The organism is Rhizobium sp. P40RR-XXII (assembly GCF_012641405.1).
In the GTDB taxonomy this organism is placed as follows: domain Bacteria; phylum Pseudomonadota; class Alphaproteobacteria; order Rhizobiales; family Rhizobiaceae; genus Rhizobium.
Genome location: NZ_JABAII010000012.1, coordinates 113,558 through 130,750, shown reverse-complemented (window position 1 = coordinate 130,750; position 17,193 = coordinate 113,558). Strand labels below are relative to the sequence as shown.

Annotated in this window: 17 protein-coding genes; 8 read left to right on the top strand and 9 right to left on the bottom strand. The window is 60.9% G+C overall.

The genetic code is table 11. From position 1 onward, the window contains the following. Positions 1 to 71: 71 nt before the first annotated feature. The 4 genes from fabF to fabD all read right to left on the bottom strand — a co-directional run bounded on the left by fabF (position 72) and on the right by fabD (position 3,680). Positions 72 to 1,334 (bottom strand): beta-ketoacyl-ACP synthase II, encoded by a 1,263-nt coding sequence (gene fabF, locus HGP16_RS22095; RefSeq protein WP_168842130.1) that lies wholly within the window; start codon positions 1,332 to 1,334, stop codon positions 72 to 74. A 114-nt stretch (positions 1,335 to 1,448) separates the two neighbouring features. Then, on the bottom strand, positions 1,449 to 1,685 hold the full coding sequence (locus HGP16_RS22090; protein ID WP_004122114.1) for an acyl carrier protein: 237 nt from the start codon (positions 1,683 to 1,685) through the stop codon (positions 1,449 to 1,451). A gap of 288 nt (positions 1,686 to 1,973) precedes the next feature. Further along, positions 1,974 to 2,711 carry a 3-oxoacyl-[acyl-carrier-protein] reductase gene (gene fabG / locus HGP16_RS22085; RefSeq protein WP_168842129.1) on the bottom strand — a complete coding sequence of 246 codons (738 nt, stop codon included), beginning with the start codon at positions 2,709 to 2,711 and terminating at the stop codon, positions 1,974 to 1,976. A gap of 24 nt (positions 2,712 to 2,735) precedes the next feature. After that, complete coding sequence (gene fabD / locus HGP16_RS22080; RefSeq protein WP_168842128.1) at positions 2,736 to 3,680, bottom strand: ACP S-malonyltransferase; 945 nt, start codon at positions 3,678 to 3,680, stop codon at positions 2,736 to 2,738. A gap of 195 nt (positions 3,681 to 3,875) precedes the next feature. Between fabD and HGP16_RS22075 the strand changes: the two genes are divergently transcribed. Then, a complete protein-coding gene (locus HGP16_RS22075) occupies positions 3,876 to 4,919 on the top strand; it encodes an aldo/keto reductase (RefSeq protein ID WP_168842127.1) in 1,044 nt (347 codons plus the stop codon). A 76-nt stretch (positions 4,920 to 4,995) separates the two neighbouring features. Here HGP16_RS22075 and HGP16_RS22070 read toward each other — a convergent pair whose 3' ends face one another. Next, positions 4,996 to 5,742, bottom strand: a complete 747-nt coding sequence (locus HGP16_RS22070; protein WP_168842126.1) for a histidine phosphatase family protein — start codon at positions 5,740 to 5,742, stop codon at positions 4,996 to 4,998. Positions 5,743 to 6,133: 391 nt separating this feature from the next. On the opposite strand from HGP16_RS22070, the gene rpsF reads away from it, so the two are divergent. The 4 genes from rpsF (at position 6,134) to rplI (ending at position 8,585) form a co-directional block, all read left to right on the top strand. Then, the gene (rpsF, locus tag HGP16_RS22065; protein WP_015339354.1) at positions 6,134 to 6,580 is read left to right on the top strand and encodes a 30S ribosomal protein S6; all 447 of its coding nucleotides are present in this window, start codon (positions 6,134 to 6,136) and stop codon (positions 6,578 to 6,580) included. A gap of 12 nt (positions 6,581 to 6,592) precedes the next feature. Further along, positions 6,593 to 6,841, top strand: a complete 249-nt coding sequence (rpsR, locus tag HGP16_RS22060) for a 30S ribosomal protein S18 (RefSeq protein WP_004122103.1) — start codon at positions 6,593 to 6,595, stop codon at positions 6,839 to 6,841. 165 nt (positions 6,842 to 7,006) lie between these two features. Beyond that, complete coding sequence (locus tag HGP16_RS22055; RefSeq protein ID WP_168842125.1) at positions 7,007 to 7,987, top strand: DUF2232 domain-containing protein; 981 nt, start codon at positions 7,007 to 7,009, stop codon at positions 7,985 to 7,987. Between the two features lie 19 nt (positions 7,988 to 8,006). Beyond that, on the top strand, positions 8,007 to 8,585 hold the full coding sequence (gene rplI / locus HGP16_RS22050; protein ID WP_168842124.1) for a 50S ribosomal protein L9: 579 nt from the start codon (positions 8,007 to 8,009) through the stop codon (positions 8,583 to 8,585). Between the two features lie 91 nt (positions 8,586 to 8,676). On the opposite strand, the gene HGP16_RS22045 is transcribed toward rplI, so the two are convergent. From HGP16_RS22045 to HGP16_RS22035, 3 genes are read right to left on the bottom strand one after another with little or no spacing between them, the layout of a single operon-like run. Then, positions 8,677 to 9,744: an HlyD family secretion protein gene (locus HGP16_RS22045; protein ID WP_168842123.1), complete on the bottom strand. Its 1,068-nt coding sequence runs from the start codon at positions 9,742 to 9,744 to the stop codon at positions 8,677 to 8,679. Positions 9,745 to 9,761: 17 nt separating this feature from the next. Further along, a complete protein-coding gene (locus HGP16_RS22040) occupies positions 9,762 to 11,408 on the bottom strand; it encodes an MFS transporter (protein ID WP_168842122.1) in 1,647 nt (548 codons plus the stop codon). A gap of 8 nt (positions 11,409 to 11,416) precedes the next feature. Then, positions 11,417 to 11,860, bottom strand: coding sequence for a MarR family winged helix-turn-helix transcriptional regulator (locus HGP16_RS22035; RefSeq protein WP_168842121.1), 444 nt, complete (start codon positions 11,858 to 11,860; stop codon positions 11,417 to 11,419). A 349-nt stretch (positions 11,861 to 12,209) separates the two neighbouring features. On the opposite strand from HGP16_RS22035, the gene HGP16_RS22030 reads away from it, so the two are divergent. Together HGP16_RS22030 and alr are read left to right on the top strand one after the other, a co-directional pair. Beyond that, positions 12,210 to 13,706: a replicative DNA helicase gene (locus tag HGP16_RS22030; protein WP_168842120.1), complete on the top strand. Its 1,497-nt coding sequence runs from the start codon at positions 12,210 to 12,212 to the stop codon at positions 13,704 to 13,706. A gap of 113 nt (positions 13,707 to 13,819) precedes the next feature. Further along, positions 13,820 to 14,983, top strand: a complete 1,164-nt coding sequence (alr, locus tag HGP16_RS22025) for an alanine racemase (RefSeq protein ID WP_168842119.1) — start codon at positions 13,820 to 13,822, stop codon at positions 14,981 to 14,983. A gap of 2 nt (positions 14,984 to 14,985) precedes the next feature. Here the strand turns inward: alr and HGP16_RS22020 are convergent, their stop codons facing one another. Next, positions 14,986 to 15,621, bottom strand: a complete 636-nt coding sequence (locus HGP16_RS22020) for a LysE family translocator (RefSeq protein ID WP_168842118.1) — start codon at positions 15,619 to 15,621, stop codon at positions 14,986 to 14,988. A 155-nt stretch (positions 15,622 to 15,776) separates the two neighbouring features. Here HGP16_RS22020 and radA point away from each other — a divergent pair, with 155 nt between their 5' ends. Continuing rightward, a complete protein-coding gene (gene radA / locus HGP16_RS22015) occupies positions 15,777 to 17,180 on the top strand; it encodes a DNA repair protein RadA (RefSeq protein ID WP_168842117.1) in 1,404 nt (467 codons plus the stop codon). Positions 17,181 to 17,193: the final 13 nt, after the last annotated feature.

The following is a 17,193-nucleotide window of genomic DNA, read 5'->3' as shown; positions in this document are numbered from 1 at the left end:
ACGCACGGCAATATTTAGAGCGGAGCGCAGGCTCGCCGCGAATGCTCCCGCTTTGAAGTTACGCGCCGTTATTATGCCTCATAGCGGCGCAGGACAAGCGACGCATTCGTGCCGCCGAAGCCAAAGGAGTTCGACAGCGCGACATTGATCTCGCGCTTGCGGGCCTTGTGCGGAACGAGATCGACAGCGGTCTCGCGTTCCGGATTATCCAGGTTAAGCGTCGGCGGAGCAATATTGTCGCGAATGGCAAGCGTAGCGAAGATCGCTTCGATCGCGCCGGCTGCCCCCAGGAGGTGACCGGTCGCCGATTTGGTCGAAGACATCGAAATCTTCGACGCGGCATTGCCGACCAGCCGCTCGACCGCGCCGAGTTCGATCGTATCGGCCATGGTCGATGTGCCGTGGGCATTGATGTAGTCGAGATCGTCGGGGGTCAGTCCAGCGCGCTTCAGAGCCGAGGTCATGCAACGGAGTGCGCCCTCGCCATCCTCGGACGGTGCTGTAATGTGATGAGCGTCACCGGAAAGACCGTATCCCACAACTTCGGCATAGATCTTGGCGCCGCGTGCCTTGGCGTGTTCCAACTCCTCGAGAACGACGACACCGGCGCCCTCGCCCATGACGAAACCGTCACGGTCGCGATCATAGGGGCGGGAAGCTTTCTGCGGCGCATCATTATAATCCGTCGACAACGCCTTGCAGGCGGCGAAGCCGGCAAGTGAGATACGGCAAACCGGAGCTTCGGCGCCGCCAGCGACCATCACGTCGGCATCGCCGAGCATGATCAGCCGGGCAGCATCGCCGATCGCGTGGGCGCCTGTCGAGCATGCGGTAACGACGGCGTGGTTCGGGCCGCGCAGCTTGTGGCGGATCGAGACCTGACCGGAAACAAGATTGATGAGACGGCCGGGGATGAAGAAAGGCGAGATGCGGCGCGGCCCCTTGTCGCGCAGCGTGTAGCCGGCTTCGACGATACCTTCGAGGCCGCCGATGCCGGAGCCGATCATGACGCCTGTGGCGATCTGATCCTCATCCGCTGCCGGGTGCCAATTCGCATCGGCCAGCGCCATGTCGGCCGCGGCCATGCCATAGATGATGAAGGGGTCGACCTTGCGCTGTTCCTTCGGCTCCATCCAATCGTCAGCGTTGAACGTGCCGTCGGTACCGTCACCGACGGGAATGCGGCATGCGATCTTTGCCGCGAGGTCTTCGACCTCGAATTCGGTTACGAGGCGTGCGCCGTTCTGCCCAGCGAGCAAACGCGTCCAGGACACCTCCGTGCCACAGCCCAAAGGTGATACCATGCCGGTACCCGTGATAACGACACGTCTCATCGCCCGCAGACCCCCGTCTTTTTATAATGATATGCGTATAAAATCGCTTCGTCCGGCTGCGCTGGACGAAATAGGGCGGACTCTTCAGCCCGCCCCTTCAAAAAGCGCGAAAGATTAGGCCTGGGCCTTCTCAATGAACTTTACCGCGTCGCCGACCGTCAGGATCGAGTCAGCAGCGTCGTCGGGGATTTCAACGCCGAATTCTTCTTCGAAGGCCATGACCAGTTCGACCGTGTCGAGCGAGTCCGCGCCCAGATCGTCGATGAAGCTTGCGCTCTCAACAACCTTGTCGGCGTCAACGCCAAGATGATCAACAACAATTTTCTTTACGCGTTCTGCGATATCGCTCATGTCGGTTTCCTCGACCTTATGTCCTGATCAGAATGCCCTGTGACATCCCTACCTAATTCAAGCCTGCAGCATCTGTCCTGACGCCGCTGGCAAACCCGTTCAACCCGGCACTGAGATCCGGTCGAGCCGCCTTGAGCGCGGCGCCGTCCGTCTGCATTTTCGGGACGACTGTTCACAGTCATGGCCCGCTTAACACGGTTTAAGTCCGTCGCAAAGCCAGAAAATAGCCGGCTCCGGGTTGCTCAACATGCTATTGGAGGGAAAGTTCCCTTCAACGAGCAATTCCGTTTAGATCATCGCCATGCCACCGTTGACGTGGATCGTCTGGCCCGTGACGTAGCTGGCTTCAGAGGAGGCAAGATAGGCGACGGCCGAGGCGACTTCCTCACCCGTGCCCATGCGTCTCATGGGAATGGCGCCCATGATGGCTTCCTTCTGCTTGTCGTTCAGCTTGCCCGTCATCGCGCTTTCGATGAAGCCGGGGGCGACGCAGTTGACCGTGACGTTGCGGCTCGCGATTTCCTGCGCAAGCGACTTGGTGAAGCCGATCATGCCGGCCTTGGAGGCGCAGTAGTTCGCCTGTCCGGGGTTGCCGGTCACGCCGACGACGGAGGTGATGTTGATGATGCGGCCATAGCGGCGGCGCATCATCGGATGGGTCAGCTCGCGGGTCAGACGGAAAACCGCGGTGAGGTTGACTTCCAGCACGGCATCCCAATCCTCGTCGCTCATGCGCACGAACAGGCCGTCCTTGGTGATGCCCGCATTGTTGACGAGGATATCGACGCCGCCGAGCTCCTCCTCCGCCTTGGCACCGAGCGCCTTCACTTCGTCACGTTCGGACAGGTTGGCCGGGAAGATCTTGACGCGATCGCCGAGTTCGGAGGCCAGCGCCTCCAACTTTTCGACGCGCGTGCCGTGCAGGCCGACGATCGCGCCCTGCTTGTGCAGGAGCCGGGCAATTTCTTCGCCGATGCCGCCGGATGCACCGGTTACCAGGGCCTTGCGGCCGGTCAAATCAAGCATGTGTGTCCCTCGTTCCTTAATCTATCAGCCGAGCAATGCGGCGAGCGCCATGTCGATATCAGCGGCATTGTTGACGGCAATGCCGTTGACCGATTTATCTATACGACGAGCGAGGCCCGTCAGCACCTTGCCGGCGCCAATTTCATACAATGTCGTCACATTGTTGGCAGCGAACCATTCCACCGTCTCGCGCCAACGCACTTGGCCGGTGACCTGCTCGACAAGAAGCTTGGCGATCTCTTCGGCATCCGTGACCGGAGCAGCCCGGACATTGGCGACAACAGGCACGACCGGATTGGCCTTGGCGACGCCGGCAAGCGCCTCGCGCATCGCTTCGGCGGCCGGGGTCATCAAAGCGGAATGGAAAGGTGCGGAGACCGGCAGCAGGATCGCGCGCTTGGCGCCTTTGGCGGTCGCAAGCTCCGCGGCCTTCTCGACCGGGGCTTTCTCGCCGGAAATGACGATCTGGCCGCCGCCATTATCGTTGGCGATCTGGCAAGCGCCGAGCGCGGAGGCTTCAGCACAGACTGCGGCGACATCGGCATGTTCGAGCCCGATGATCGCGGCCATGGCGCCGACGCCGACGGGGACTGCGGCCTGCATGGCGTTGCCGCGAATGCGCAGCAGGCGTGCCGTATCGGCAAGCGAGAAGGTGCCTGCGGCACAGAGCGCGGAATATTCGCCGAGCGAATGACCGGCGACATAGGCGACCTTGCTCTTCAGGTCGAAGCCGCGAGCCTGCAGCACCCGGATGACGGCAAGCGACACGGCCATCAGCGCCGGCTGCGCATTGGCCGTGAGGGTCAGCCTGTCTTCCGGACCGTTGAAGATGACGTCGGAGAGCTTTTCACCGAGCGCTTCATCGACTTCCTCGAAGACGGCGCGCGCCTCGGCGAAATTGTCGGCAAGGTCCTTGCCCATGCCGACGGCCTGGCTGCCCTGGCCGGGAAATGTGAAAGCAACAGTCATTATAAAGCGTCCTTTTGGGGGTCGTTTTGCTTCCCAATGACATTGTTTGCGCCGGAGTCAATAGCGCAAGCCCTTTCGCCAATGGCTTTTGCGCCTGCGAAACGCAATGATTTTTCCCTTGCGCTCGCTCAGATCGGGCCTAAATTCTCGCGACCTCATTCATTTTGGCTTTCTCCCATCCCCCAAGGTTTTCCCATGAAATATAAGAATTTAGGCCGTACCGATATTTCCGTTTCGCAGATTTGCCTGGGCACGATGACCTGGGGCACGCAGAACAGCGAAGCCGAAGCGCACGAGCAGATGGACTATGCTGTTCAGAAGGGCATCAATTTCTTCGACACGGCCGAAATGTATCCGACGACGCCGGTCGGGCCGGAAACTCAGGGCCGCACGGAAGAGTATATCGGCACCTGGTTCGAAAAGACCGGCAAGCGCAAGGATATCGTGCTCGCCACAAAAGTCGCCGGCCCTGGCCGCGAGTATCTGCGCGGCGGACAGGGCGCCGATGCGGCCAATATCCGCGCCGCGATCGACGCCAGCCTGAAGCGGCTGAAGACCGACTATATCGACCTTTATCAGGTCCATTGGCCGAACCGCGGCCATTTCCATTTCCGTCAGAACTGGCGCTACAATCCTTTCAACCAGGATCGCGACAAAGTGGCCGCCGAGATCACCGAGATCTTGGCGACGATGGGCGAGTTGGTAAAGGCCGGCAAAATCCGCGCCATCGGCCTGTCGAACGAAACGACCTGGGGCATCCAGAAATATCTGACGATTTCCGAGCAGAAGGGCCTGCCGCGCGTCGCCACCACGCAGAACGAGTACAATCTGCTCTACCGGCATTTCGACCTCGATCTGGCCGAATTGTCTCATCACGAAGATGTCGGGCTGCTCGCCTATTCGCCGCTCGCCGGCGGTATCCTCAGCGGCAAATATGTCGGCGGCGCCCGCCCGGCCGGCTCGCGCGGCTCGATCAACCTCGACATCGGCGGCCGCCTGCAGCCGCTGCAGGAACCGCCGGTAAAGGCCTATCTGGAAATCGCCGCCAAATACGGCATCGATCCTTCGAAGCTGGCACTTGCCTATTGCTTCACCAAGCCCTTCATGGCTTCCGTCATCATCGGCGCCACGACGATGCCGCAGCTTGAGACCGATATCGCCGCCGCTTATGTGACGCTGCCGGAAGAGGCACTCGCTGAGATCGAGCAGGTGCATCGGAAGTATCCGATGCCGATGTGAGGCATGAAAGCGCTCCGCCGCCGGCGGAGTCCCTCAGAATGCCAGATATGAGAGCGAAACATCCCGCGCAGGTCATCTACTGCGCGGTCTTCGGCGCAATCGCCAATTCGGAACCATGGGCTTCGCGCAACTCGTCCTGTCCTTTCACCCGATCCTTTGCCTTGTGCAGCAGGATCGACCGGTAGCCTTCCGAACTCCGTCCCTCGATCAAGGTGACATCGGCATTTCCCGGATTGTCCGAACGCTCGAACCAATCGACCGGGTGATGTAGGAAGTTCATCTCGAAGGCCCGGTTGGTGACGCCGTGGCCGACGATGATGACATTGTTTCTGCCGCTTTCGGCGTCGTGCATGACGGTCTGCAGGAACAGGCGCAGGCGCTGGGCGACATCGGCGCGGCTCTCGCCATCCGGCGGCCGCGCATAGAACTTGCCGTTGTTGTTGCGCAGCCTTGCCCATTTCTCGAACTCGTCGGGAAACTTCCGCCTCTGTTCGGCACGGTCGTAGATTTCGGTGAAGAGCCCGAAGTCCTGTTCACGCAGCAGGTAATCCTCCCTCGCATCCTCGATCAGATCGGCCGGCAGAACCTCCAGCAAGGCATCCTTGCTCTGTCGCGTCCTCAGGAAGGGCGAATACCAGACGCTCAGCTTGCGCAGCTCGACGGCCGGCACTCCTTTCAGATAGGCTGATATCGCCTGGCCCGCCTGCAGCACCTGGCGATATCCCCACTCGGTCAGCGGAACATTGTGATCGCCGAACTGCCGATAGGACCGATCGTCAATATTGCCGAGGGATTCGCCGTGCCGAACGAGAAAGATGCGCATGAACCATCCCTATTGCTGCAATTCGCCACTCATCATATGGGAGAGTACGGCCGGTGCAACGCTGCGGCAGGCGGAAGCTCACGATTTGACCTGGGCTTCGACGCCACTCCCAGGCAAAACGGCATAATTTCGCTCGCACCCTTGCCTTTCGGAGAAAAATCCGTATAAGCCGCCCTGTTCGCAACCCGGTCTTCTGGCTGGTGGCTGAACGGAGGGCCGGTTCTTCGCAGGGAGAATCGTCGGAACGGAAGCGTTCCAGCCTCCCGTGTCTCCGCTCTCGACCGTCTCGGAAACGCTTTTCTTGCTTGGGGTTATCCCTCTCAGGAGCAGTCGTTGAGGCTTAGCCGCCGAATACCGGGTTCAGACCAACGCAAGAAAGGCACAGCTATCCATGGCTCTTTACGAACATGTATTCCTTGCCCGACAGGATATTTCCGCTCAGCAGGTCGACGCCCTTGTAGAACAGTACAAGGGTGTTATCGAAGCTCACGGCGGTAAAGTCGGGCGTATCGAAAACTGGGGCCTCAAGTCCCTCACCTACCGCATCAAGAAGAACCGCAAGGCTCATTACGCCCTGATGGACATCGATGCTCCGGCTGCCGCGATCCAGGAAATGGAACGCCAGATGCGCATCAGCGAAGACGTCCTGCGTTACATGACGATCGCTGTCGAGAAGCACGAAGACGGCCCGTCGGCCATGATGCAGAAGCGCGACCGCGACGACCGTCCGCGCCGCGATGGCGACCGCCCGGAGCGCAGCTTCGGCGATCGTGGTCCGCGCCCGGATCGTGGTGACCGCGAAGACCGTCCGCGCCGTCCGCGCGAAGACCGCGTATAAGGAGATTTGAGAATGTCTGAAGTTTCCTCCGCACCGGTCCGCCGCCCGTTCCATCGCCGCCGCAAGACCTGCCCGTTCTCGGGTGCCAATGCGCCGCGCATCGACTACAAGGACGTTCGTCTCCTGCAGCGCTACATTTCCGAGCGCGGCAAGATCGTTCCTTCCCGCATTACGGCCGTTTCCCAGAAGAAGCAGCGCGAACTCGCCCAGGCGATCAAGCGCGCCCGTTTCCTCGGCCTGCTGCCCTACGTCGTCGCCTAATAGCGGCCGACGCAGAATGAATTAGAGGGAAGGCAGCGATGCCTTCCCTCCTCCCTTTCGCGATGGGCGCGGATCGGAACCTTGAAACCCCATGTTGGGGACGGCTTTCAGGCCCGAGTGGCGAAGGCATCCTCTAACTGCTCGATCATGAAGCAGGACAGCGACGTGAAGAAGTTGAATGCAAAAGAGCTTGGTATCGGCGCGCTCGCCGGTCTGACCGCCGCCCTACTCGTGTATGGCGCGACTACTCAGCCTTTGCTGTTTATCCTGTTCGGCGCGCTTTCCGCCCTCCCTATCCTGATCGTCGGTCTCGGCTGGGGCAACGTGGCCGTCATTGTCGCTGTCGTGGTGGCAAGTGTCATCGGCGCCGTCTGGCAGTCGATATATTTTGGAGTGTTTACACTCGTACTGACGCTGATACCGGCCTGGCTCAGCCATCTCGCCAATCTGGCGCGTCCGGCTTCCGAGCTCGGCGGCCCGGACCACCTGATGGCCTGGTATCCGCTCTCCGACATTATGCTGCATCTCTGCGGCCTCACGGCAGTAACCGTCATCATCGCCGGCGCGGTCATGGGCTACAATGCCGATCTGGTCGGCCAGGTGGTCGACGCCTATCTCAACGCGGTGAACCAGCAATCTCCCGACCTTCAGCTCGATCCGGTCGCGATCGCAAAGATGAAGTCGCTGATGCTCTACATGATCCCGATCGCCTGGGGGGTCATCTGGGTCATGATGCTGCTCGCTGCCTATTACGTGGCAATCCGCATCGTTGCAGCTTCAAAGCACAGTCTGCGCCCACGGGAGGATATCCCCTCGTCACTGCGCATGAATCGCAACGCGATCTTCGTCTTTCTCGTGGCGATCGTCGCCATGTTCTTTGGCGGTGTGATTGGCCTGATCGCCGCCGCCGTCCTCGGCGCTTTCGGTGCCGGCTTCATCACTTCCGGCTTTGCGTCGCTGCACTACCAGACGCGCGGCAAGGACTGGCGCATACCCGTGCTTGTCCTTTGCTATCTGACGTCATTCCTGCTGACGTTGCCACTCCTCATCATCCTTGTTCTCGGCCTCTACGATACCCGCAAGGCGATATCGCTGACCCCGAACAAGAATGCCGATACACCCAAAACAACAGACACGAAAATCTGACATCGAAAGGAACAAGAAAATGGAAGTCATTCTTCTCGAACGCATCTCCAAGCTCGGCCAGATGGGCGAAACCGTCAAGGTTCGCGACGGCTTTGCCCGTAACTACCTGCTGCCGCTCGGCAAGGCGCTGCGCGCCAACGCCGCCAACAAGGCTCGTTTCGAAGCCGAGCGCGCAACGCTCGAAGCCCGTAACCTCGAGCGCAAGAGCGAAGCCCAGAAGGTTGCCGACGTTCTCGGCGGCAAGTCCTTCATCGTCGTTCGCTCGGCTGGCGAAACCGGCCAGCTCTACGGTTCGGTCGCGGCTCGTGACGTCGTCGAAATCCTCGCCGCCGAAGGCTTCAACGTCGGCCGCAGCCAGGTTCACATGAACACGCCGATCAAGGCCATCGGCCTGCACGATGTTGCGATCGGACTTCATGCTGAAGTCGAGATCACGGTCAAGCTCAACGTTGCCCGCTCCGCCGAAGAAGCCGAGCGTCAGTCCAAGGGCGAAACCCTCACCTCCGCCGACGCCATCTACGGCGTTGACGAAGACGCGCTGCGTCCGGAAGACTTCTTCGATCCGGAAGCCGACGGCAACGCTGAAGACGAAGCTTGATCTTCAAGCCTTCGCAGGATTGCGAATGAAGAAGCCTGGGTCTTTCGGCCCAGGTTTTTTTTTGTTTGAAAGGACAAAGCGCACCTTTCGATCAATCGCTGGTCTTGGGCTCCGGCAATGGAGCCGACTCCTTGTCGATCGAGACGACGACGGACATGCCGGGCGCCAGATTATCCGTCAGGGATTGGCCGTCTTCGATCTTGATCCTGACCCCGATACGCTGGGCAACCTTGGTAAAATTGCCCGTGGCGTTGTCTGGCCTGATGACGGCGAATTCGGAACCCGCCGCCGGAGAGAAGCGCTGGATGCGGCCGTTGATCTGGCGATGACCGAGCGCATCGACAGCGATGGTGGCGGGCTGATCGAGCTTCATGCCGTCGAGCTGCGTCTCCTTGAAATTGGCGATGACCCAGACATCCTTCGGCACCAGCCCCATGAGCTGTGTACCGGGGGTCACATATTGGCCGAGGCGCACACCGACTTCGCCGACACGGCCATCCTGCGGCGCCCTGATCGTCGTATTGTCCAGATCGATATCGGCAAGCTGCACGGCAGCCTCAGCCCCGCTGACACCGGCTTCGAGCGATGCACGGTTGACAATGATGGTCGTCAGGTTCTGCTGGGATACATCAAGGGCTGCCTTCGCCTGGTTCAGCGCGGCCTGGGCCTGCTGCAGCGTCGCCTGGGCCTGTTCGGAATCACTTGTCGTCGATACGCCCCTGGCGACCAGCGTCGTCACGCGATCGGCGGCAAGCTGGGCGCGCTTGAGCGCTGCATTGGCGCTATCGATCTGCGCCTGGCTTGAAACGATGCCGGCCTTCGCCGCCTGCTCCTGCTGCTGCGAATTGGCGAGCGCCGCCTTCTGTCCGGCAAGTGTCGCGTGCGCCTGCGCCACCTTCTGCTTGTAGATGCGATCGTCGATCTGGGCGAGCACGTCGCCCTCCTTGACGAGCTTGTAGTCCTTGATCGGCACGTCGGTGACATAGCCGCTGACCTGGGGGCTGATCGTCGTGACATAGCCTTTGACATAGGCGTCGTCGGTGGTTTCGACGGAGGTTTTGAATGGCGGCAGATGCCAGGCATAGAGCACCAGCATGACGCCGCCGATGCCGGCGAGAACCGCGATGACTTCGATGGGGGAGCGAACGAGCCTCGACATGGAGCTATTTCATATCCTCATGAGTTAGATGTCACGACCTCAGCCCGATCGTCGGCCAGGCGAGCCCTGATGAAGCGGAAGAAGACATGGATTGAGAGGCCGGCAAGCGACAGGAAGGCGATTACGGCGGCAAGGAAGAAGGCATCTCCATAGGCGAGCATATTAGCCTCGCGGCTCACCTGGGCGCCGAGCAGCGCCAGCCCTTCCCCCTTCAGGAGCGCGCTATCCCCGATCACCTTGCCATAGGAAGACGAAAGCCGGCTGACGCGATCAGCTACATGCGGATCGGTCAGCAGCACACGTTCGGTCAGAACGGCCGAATGGAACTTCTCGCGAATGGTGATCAGCGTGCCGTAGAAGGCCGAGCCGATGAGACCGCCGACACTCTGCGTGAAGGTGAAGACGACAAAGAAGGTCACCAGATAAGGCGGCCCTTTGGTTATGGCCGCCTTGAAACCCTGAGACATGGAAGGCGGCAGGAACAGGGCCGCGCCGCCCGCCATCAGCGCCTGGCTGAGATACATCTGTTCCGGTCGGGTAAGGTTCGTCACCTGCGAATCCATCAGCGCCCCGGTTCCCATCAGTATGAGCGCGACGAACTGGATCTGCCAGCTGAAGCCATAACTCATGAATACCGTACAGATGAGGCCGCCGATGATGGAGAAGGCCAGAATGATCCAGTAGAGCGTTGCGAGCTGATCGTAGAGCAGTCCGACGGCGTTCTGATAAAAGGTCATGATGACCGAGGTCTGCTCGGCGGCGATGAGGCGGAAGATCAGAAGGATCGCCGTCAGGTGCAGAATTTCCGGGCGGAGCAGCCAGCGAACGTCGATCAGCGGCGTCGATCGCCTCAGCTCGACGACGATGGCGACGGTCAGGGACGCGACGGCAATCGCCAATACGACCCCCAGCCACGGCACTTCCAGCCACCAGTAGAGGCGCCCGACCGATAGGGCGACCGCCAGGCAGCCGAAGCCGATCGCGACAAGCAGGTAGCTGAAGATATCGCCTAAGACGATGACCTTGACGCGCGGCGGCGGCGTAAGCGGCAAGAGATAGATGATCGGCATGACGAGCAGCGCCAGCGCCATCTCAAGCGTATAGAGGCCGCGCCATTCGCCGTAATCCAGCAGCGAAGGCGAGACGAGGCGGGTGATGGGAGCGGCAAGCAGCGTATTCATCATCGCCAGGCTGACGCCGATCGTCATCTTCTTCGCCGGCTCGAAGGCCTCCAGCATGTAGAGGAAGCCCAGCGTCGAAAGCGGCGCTGCGGCGATGCCGCTGAGGAACCGGACGACGATCGCCGAATGCAGGTCGGAAACGAAAAGATTGAGCAGCGAGGCAAGCACGAAGCCGAGAATGCTGACCTCGGCGAAATTGCGCACGCCGTATTGCAGGCGGATCTTTACGAGCGCGATGGCGAGGCTGACATTGGGCGCCATATAGGCGGCGGAAAGCCATGCGGATTCGGTGGTCGTTGCCGCGATGGTTCCCTGGATCTGGGTCAGATTGGCGAAAGCGAGATTGAGACCCAGGCCCTGGGTCAGAAAGAACATGACGGATGCCGCAATATAGAGCGGCACTTTCCAGCCCGGCATAGGCGGTGGAGCGGGTGGGACGGCGTTGGCTTCCGCGTTGGCGACCAGGCCCGGATCACCGCTCATGCACTACCTCATGATTTGCCCACATTCTGGAGGTTCGCCGTCATGGCGCGGACAACCTTGAGCGCCACGCCGACATCCTCGTCCGAAATGCCTTCCAAGATATCCGCGCGCACGCCGGTGGCAAGGGCCTCGACCTCGGCGGCGACGAGTTTTCCAGCTTCGGTCATGAAGATCTGCTTGGCGCGGCGATCCGCCAGGGCGGCACGGCGCTCGATGAAGTTCTGCGCCTCCATAGCATCGAGGATGCGCACGAGCGTCGGCGTTTCAAGCTCCAGTTCGTCGGCGAGTTCCCGTTGGTTGATGCCGTCCCGACGGGAGAGTTTGCGAAAAACCCTGGCGCGGGAAAGAGTCATGCCGTGTTCGCGAACGAGCGCGTCAAAGGCCGCCCTCAGCTTGCGATTGAATGCAGAAAGGTCGTCGAAAAACTCTTGTCTTGATGGCGCACCGGACATTATTGCAACTTTATACTATTAGCATCCTACCCTAATTAATAGGGAATAACCGGATTTCCGTAGCTTTTCAAGCATGATAGCCGCAACAATTGATGTACACGGCGAAAGACCCGGCTAAAATATTCCCCACAGATAGTTTGCTACGTGATTCGTGTGTCGATCTTTGCGTTGCAAAGTGGCGACAAGGGATTTTTTAAGTGGCGGAAACTTGTCCCTGTGGACGAGTGGAACAATGTTGATAGCCAAGGCCGATTTATTCCGTTCGCCCTGCCCTGCGCATTTGCTTGGTTGACCATGACATCGGATCGTCGCAAACCAGTCGACACCCTAAAGTACGAAGAGATGGAAAATGAACGAAGCTGCGCGCAAGCTCGCCGCCATTGCTCCCGCCGAACAGCACTATCGCGAAGCGCCCAACAATATCGAAGCGGAACAGGCTCTTCTCGGCGCCATCCTCGTCAATAACGATGCCTATTACCGCGTCTCCGACTTCCTCAAGCCCATTCATCTTTACGAGCCGCTGCACCGGAAGATCTTCGAGGTCGCCGGCGACATCATCCGCATGGGCAAGACCGCCAACCCGGTCACCATCAAGAACTTCCTGCCGGCGGAGGAAAAGGTCGGCGACATGACGGTCGCCCAATATCTTGCACGTCTCGCCGTCGAAGCCGTGTCGATCATCAATGCGGAGGACTACGGCCGGGCCATCTACGACCTGGCGCTGCGCCGGGCGCTGATCACCATCGGCGAAGACATGGTCAATATCGCCTACGACGCGCCGCTCGACATGCCGCCGCAGACGCAGATCGAGGATACCGAGCGCCGATTGTTCGAACTCGCTGAAAACGGCCGCTACGATGGCGGTTTCCAGGCGTTCAACGATGCCGTCGCGCTCGCGATCGACATGGCGGCCGTTGCCAAGGAGCGCGACGGCGGTCTTTCGGGCATATCCACGGGCATCCATTCGCTCGACAGCAAGATGGGCGGCCTGCAGCGCTCCGACTTGATCATCCTTGCCGGCCGCCCCGGCATGGGCAAGACCTCGCTTGCCACCAACATCGCCTACAATATCGCCGCCTCCTTCGAAGGCGAGGTTCAGGCGGACGGTTCCACCAAGGCAAAGAACGGCGGCGTCGTCGGCTTCTACTCGCTGGAAATGTCGTCCGAACAGCTCGCGACCCGTATCATCTCGGAGCAGACGGAAGTCTCCTCGTCAAAGATCCGCCGCGGCGACATCAACGACGCCGATTTCGAGAAGCTGGTGGCATGCTCGATGATGATGCAGAAGGTGCCGCTCTATATCGACCAGACCGGTGGTATCTCCATCGCCCAGCTTGCCGCCCGCGCCCGCCGACTCAAGCGCCAGCGCGGCCTCGACGTTCTCGTCGTCGACTACGTCCAGCTGATGACCGGCTCCAAGAAGGCCGGGGAAAACCGCGTTCAGGAAATCACCGAAATCACCACGGGCCTGAAAGCCCTCGGCAAGGAGCTCAACGTTCCGATCGTTGCGCTCTCCCAGCTCTCGCGTGCCGTCGAAAGCCGCGAAGACAAGCGGCCGCAGCTCTCCGATCTGCGTGAATCCGGCTCGATCGAGCAGGACGCCGACGTGGTGCTCTTCGTGTTCCGCGAGGAATACTATGTGAAGAACGCCGAACCACGCGATGTGAACGATCCGAAATATGCGGAATGGGAAGCACAGTTCGAGCGCGTGAAGGGCACGGCCGACGTCATCATCGCCAAGCAGCGCCACGGACCGACGGGCACGGTGCGCCTCGCCTTCCAGTCGGAATTCACCCGCTTTGCCGATCTCGCCGATTCCTCCTTCATTCAGTATGAGGAACACTGACGACCGCGCTTTGCGGCGCACATGTGCGCCGCAGCACTTTTTCTTTTCATCGATGACCAGTATCCTGGCCGGAGCAAAATCACCTCCGGCCATTTCCTTGTTCAGGCGGCTCCATGACAGATATTTTCAATGACGATGATGCTTTTGCTTTCGCCGGCCTGCGGCTGACGGTCGATCTCGGCGCACTCGTCGAAAACTGGCGCGAGTTGGCCCGCCGCTCGGGGAAGGCGCGCACGTCAGCCGTCGTCAAGGCCGATGCATACGGGCTGGGGATCGAGGATGTCGGCGAAACGCTTTACGCTGCCGGCGCGCGCGATTTCTTTGTCGCCACCGCCGACGAAGGCGCGACATTGCGGCTCTATGCTCCGGAAGCGCGCATCTTCGTGCTGAGCGGCATCTGGCCGGGCATGGAGCGGCGGTTCTTCGAAAACGACCTCGTGCCCGTCATCGCTTCGGAGGAACAACTGACCTTCTGGATGTCGGTTCTGGCGGAACATGGCGACTATCCTTGCGCCCTGCAGGTCGATACGGGCTTCAATAGGCTCGGCCTGCCGATGGACGATGCAATCGCGCTTGCCGATGACGTCTCTCGTCCGGCAAGCTTTGCGCCGGTTCTCGTCATGAGCCATCTTGCCTGTGGCGACGATCCCTCCAATGCGATGAACAGGCAGCAGCTCGAGGCCTTCCGCAAGGTCAGCGCCGCTTTCGAAGGCATCGAAGCGAGCCTCGCCAATTCGGCCGGCATTTTTCTCGGATCGGACTATCATTTCGATCTCACTCGCCCCGGCATCGCCACCTATGGCGGCGAGGCGGTCCCAGGCCTGGCCAATCCGATGCGTCCGGTTGCGACGGCGGAGGCGCGGATCATCCAGACCCGCTCGGTCAAATCAGGCGAAACCGTGGGGTACGGCCGCGCGCTTCAATTGACCCGCGACAGCCGGCTGGCGATCGTCTCGGCAGGCTATGCCGACGGCTACATGCGCAGCCAGTCGAGCGGCGGCGTTCCGCTGCGCCAGACCGGCATTGCCGGCGGTCATGGCTTCATTGCCGGTCACAAGGTGCCCGTTGCCGGCCGCATCACCATGGACCTCACCATCTTCGACATCACCGACCTGCCGGAAAACCTGGCCAGAGCCGGCGACTATGTCGAGCTCTTCGGCAGCAACATCTCGGTCGACGAGGCCGCAAAGGCGGCAGGCACGATCGGTTACGAGATGCTGACGAGCATGGGGCTGCGGCACGAGCGGCGGTATATCTCGGAAGAGACCGAGGAATAGCCTCAGCGAACACCGATTGCGAGCCTAATCCCAAGCGCCACGAACAGCGTGCCGAGACCGCGGTCGAGCCATAGGCCGAGGCTGCGATTGCGCCGGAGAGCCTCGCTCAGACGACCGCCGAGCAGGATGAGCGGCGGTTCGATGAAGGCGGCGACGACGATGATGAGGCTGCCATGCAGCAAAAGCTGCGCCCAGACCGGACCGGCGCCTTCGACGACGAATTGCGGCAGGAAGGCCAGGAAAAAGATAGCGACCTTCGGGTTGAGCAGCGAGACCATGATGCCTTGCCGATAGATGCGGCTAAAGGACAAGGCCTTGCCCGCTTCCTTGATCCAGGCTCCCTCGCCCTTCGAGCGCAGCGCCTGGATGCCGAGCCAGATCAGATAGGCCGCACCGATCCATTTGACCGTCGAGAAAGCCAGCGCGGAAGCGGCCAGGATCGCCGACAGGCCGGCGGCGGCCATCAGCACATGCAAGCACGCGCCGCTCCAGATCCCAAACAGAGCCGCAAAGCCCGAGCGCATGCCGCTTCTGATCGTATGACCGAGAATGAAGGCGATATCCGGCCCCGGCGACAGGTTAAGGAGCGTTGCGGCAGTCAGAAACGCGATCCAGTGAGCAAGCGTATAGTCGAACATCGGTGATCATCCATAAAAACCCGGCATAAAAGCTGACACGATCATCGTTGATACGGAAATCATTAGTTTTGATAGGCCGGGAAAGACATTATCTGACAGCCGATCGCGATTCGTCGCGAAAAAGCGAAGCATTCGAAGTTTGAGAACAGCATCCGATGGCTAAAGCCCGCACACAATTCATTTGCCAGAACTGCGGCACGGTCCACAATCGCTGGGCCGGCAAGTGCGACAGCTGCGGCGCATGGAATACCATCGTCGAGGAAGATCCGTTGGGTGGGATCGGCGGCGGCCCGGCCAAGACGCCGAGGAAGGGCAAGCCTGTCACGCTGACGACGCTTTCCGGCGAGATCGAGGAAGCGCCGCGCATCCATACCGGCATATCCGAACTCGACCGCGCCACCGGCGGCGGTTTCGTGCGCGGCTCGGCCGTTCTCGTCGGCGGTGATCCCGGCATCGGCAAATCGACGCTGCTGATGCAGGCGGCTGCAGCGCTCGCCCGGCAGGGACACAAGGTCGTTTACGTATCGGGCGAAGAAGCCGTGGCACAGGTTCGCCTGCGCGCCCAGCGGCTGAAGGCGGCTGATACCGAAGTGCTGCTGGCGGCCGAAACCAATGTCGAGGACATCCTGGCGACGCTCGCGGAAGGCAAGCGGCCGGATCTCGTCATCATCGATTCCATCCAGACGCTGTGGAGCGAGCTTGCCGAATCCGCGCCCGGCACCGTTACGCAGGTGCGCACCGGCGTCCAGGCGATGATCCGCTTCGCCAAGCAGACGGGTACTGCGATGGTGCTGGTCGGCCACGTCACCAAAGACGGCCAGATTGCCGGGCCGCGCGTCGTCGAGCATATGGTCGATGCCGTCCTCTATTTCGAGGGTGATCGCAGCCATCATTACCGCATTCTGCGCACCGTGAAGAATCGCTTCGGTCCGACCGATGAGATCGGCGTATTCGAAATGTCCGACGCCGGCCTGCGCGACGTGCCCAATCCATCCGAACTCTTCCTTGGAGAACGCAACGAAAAATCGCCGGGTGCGGCCGTCTTCGCCGGCATCGAGGGTACGCGCCCGGTGCTGGTCGAAGTGCAGGCGCTGGTCGCGCCGACATCGCTCGGCACGCCGCGTCGCGCTATCGTCGGCTGGGATTCGGCACGCCTCTCGATGATTCTCGCCGTTCTGGAAGCGCATTGCGGTGTGCGCCTCGGCCAGCACGATGTTTACCTCAATATTGCCGGCGGTTATCGCATTTCCGAGCCGGCGGCGGACCTTGCCGTCGCTTCTGCACTGGTTTCCTCCTTGGCCGGTCTTGCCCTGCCCGCCGATTGCGTCTATTTCGGCGAAGTCAGCCTGTCGGGCGCCGTCCGGCCGGTTGCGCACACCGCCCAGCGCCTCAAGGAAGCCGAGAAGCTGGGATTTTCCGGGGCCGTCCTGCCTGCCGCTTCCGCCGACCTGCCGAAGGTCAACGGCGGACGCTGGAGTGAGATCGACAGCCTGCCGGATCTGGTGGCGCGCATTGCTGGATCGAAGGGCGCGCTCAAGCGCGCGGAAGACGAAGACTGAGCCTTACTTCAGC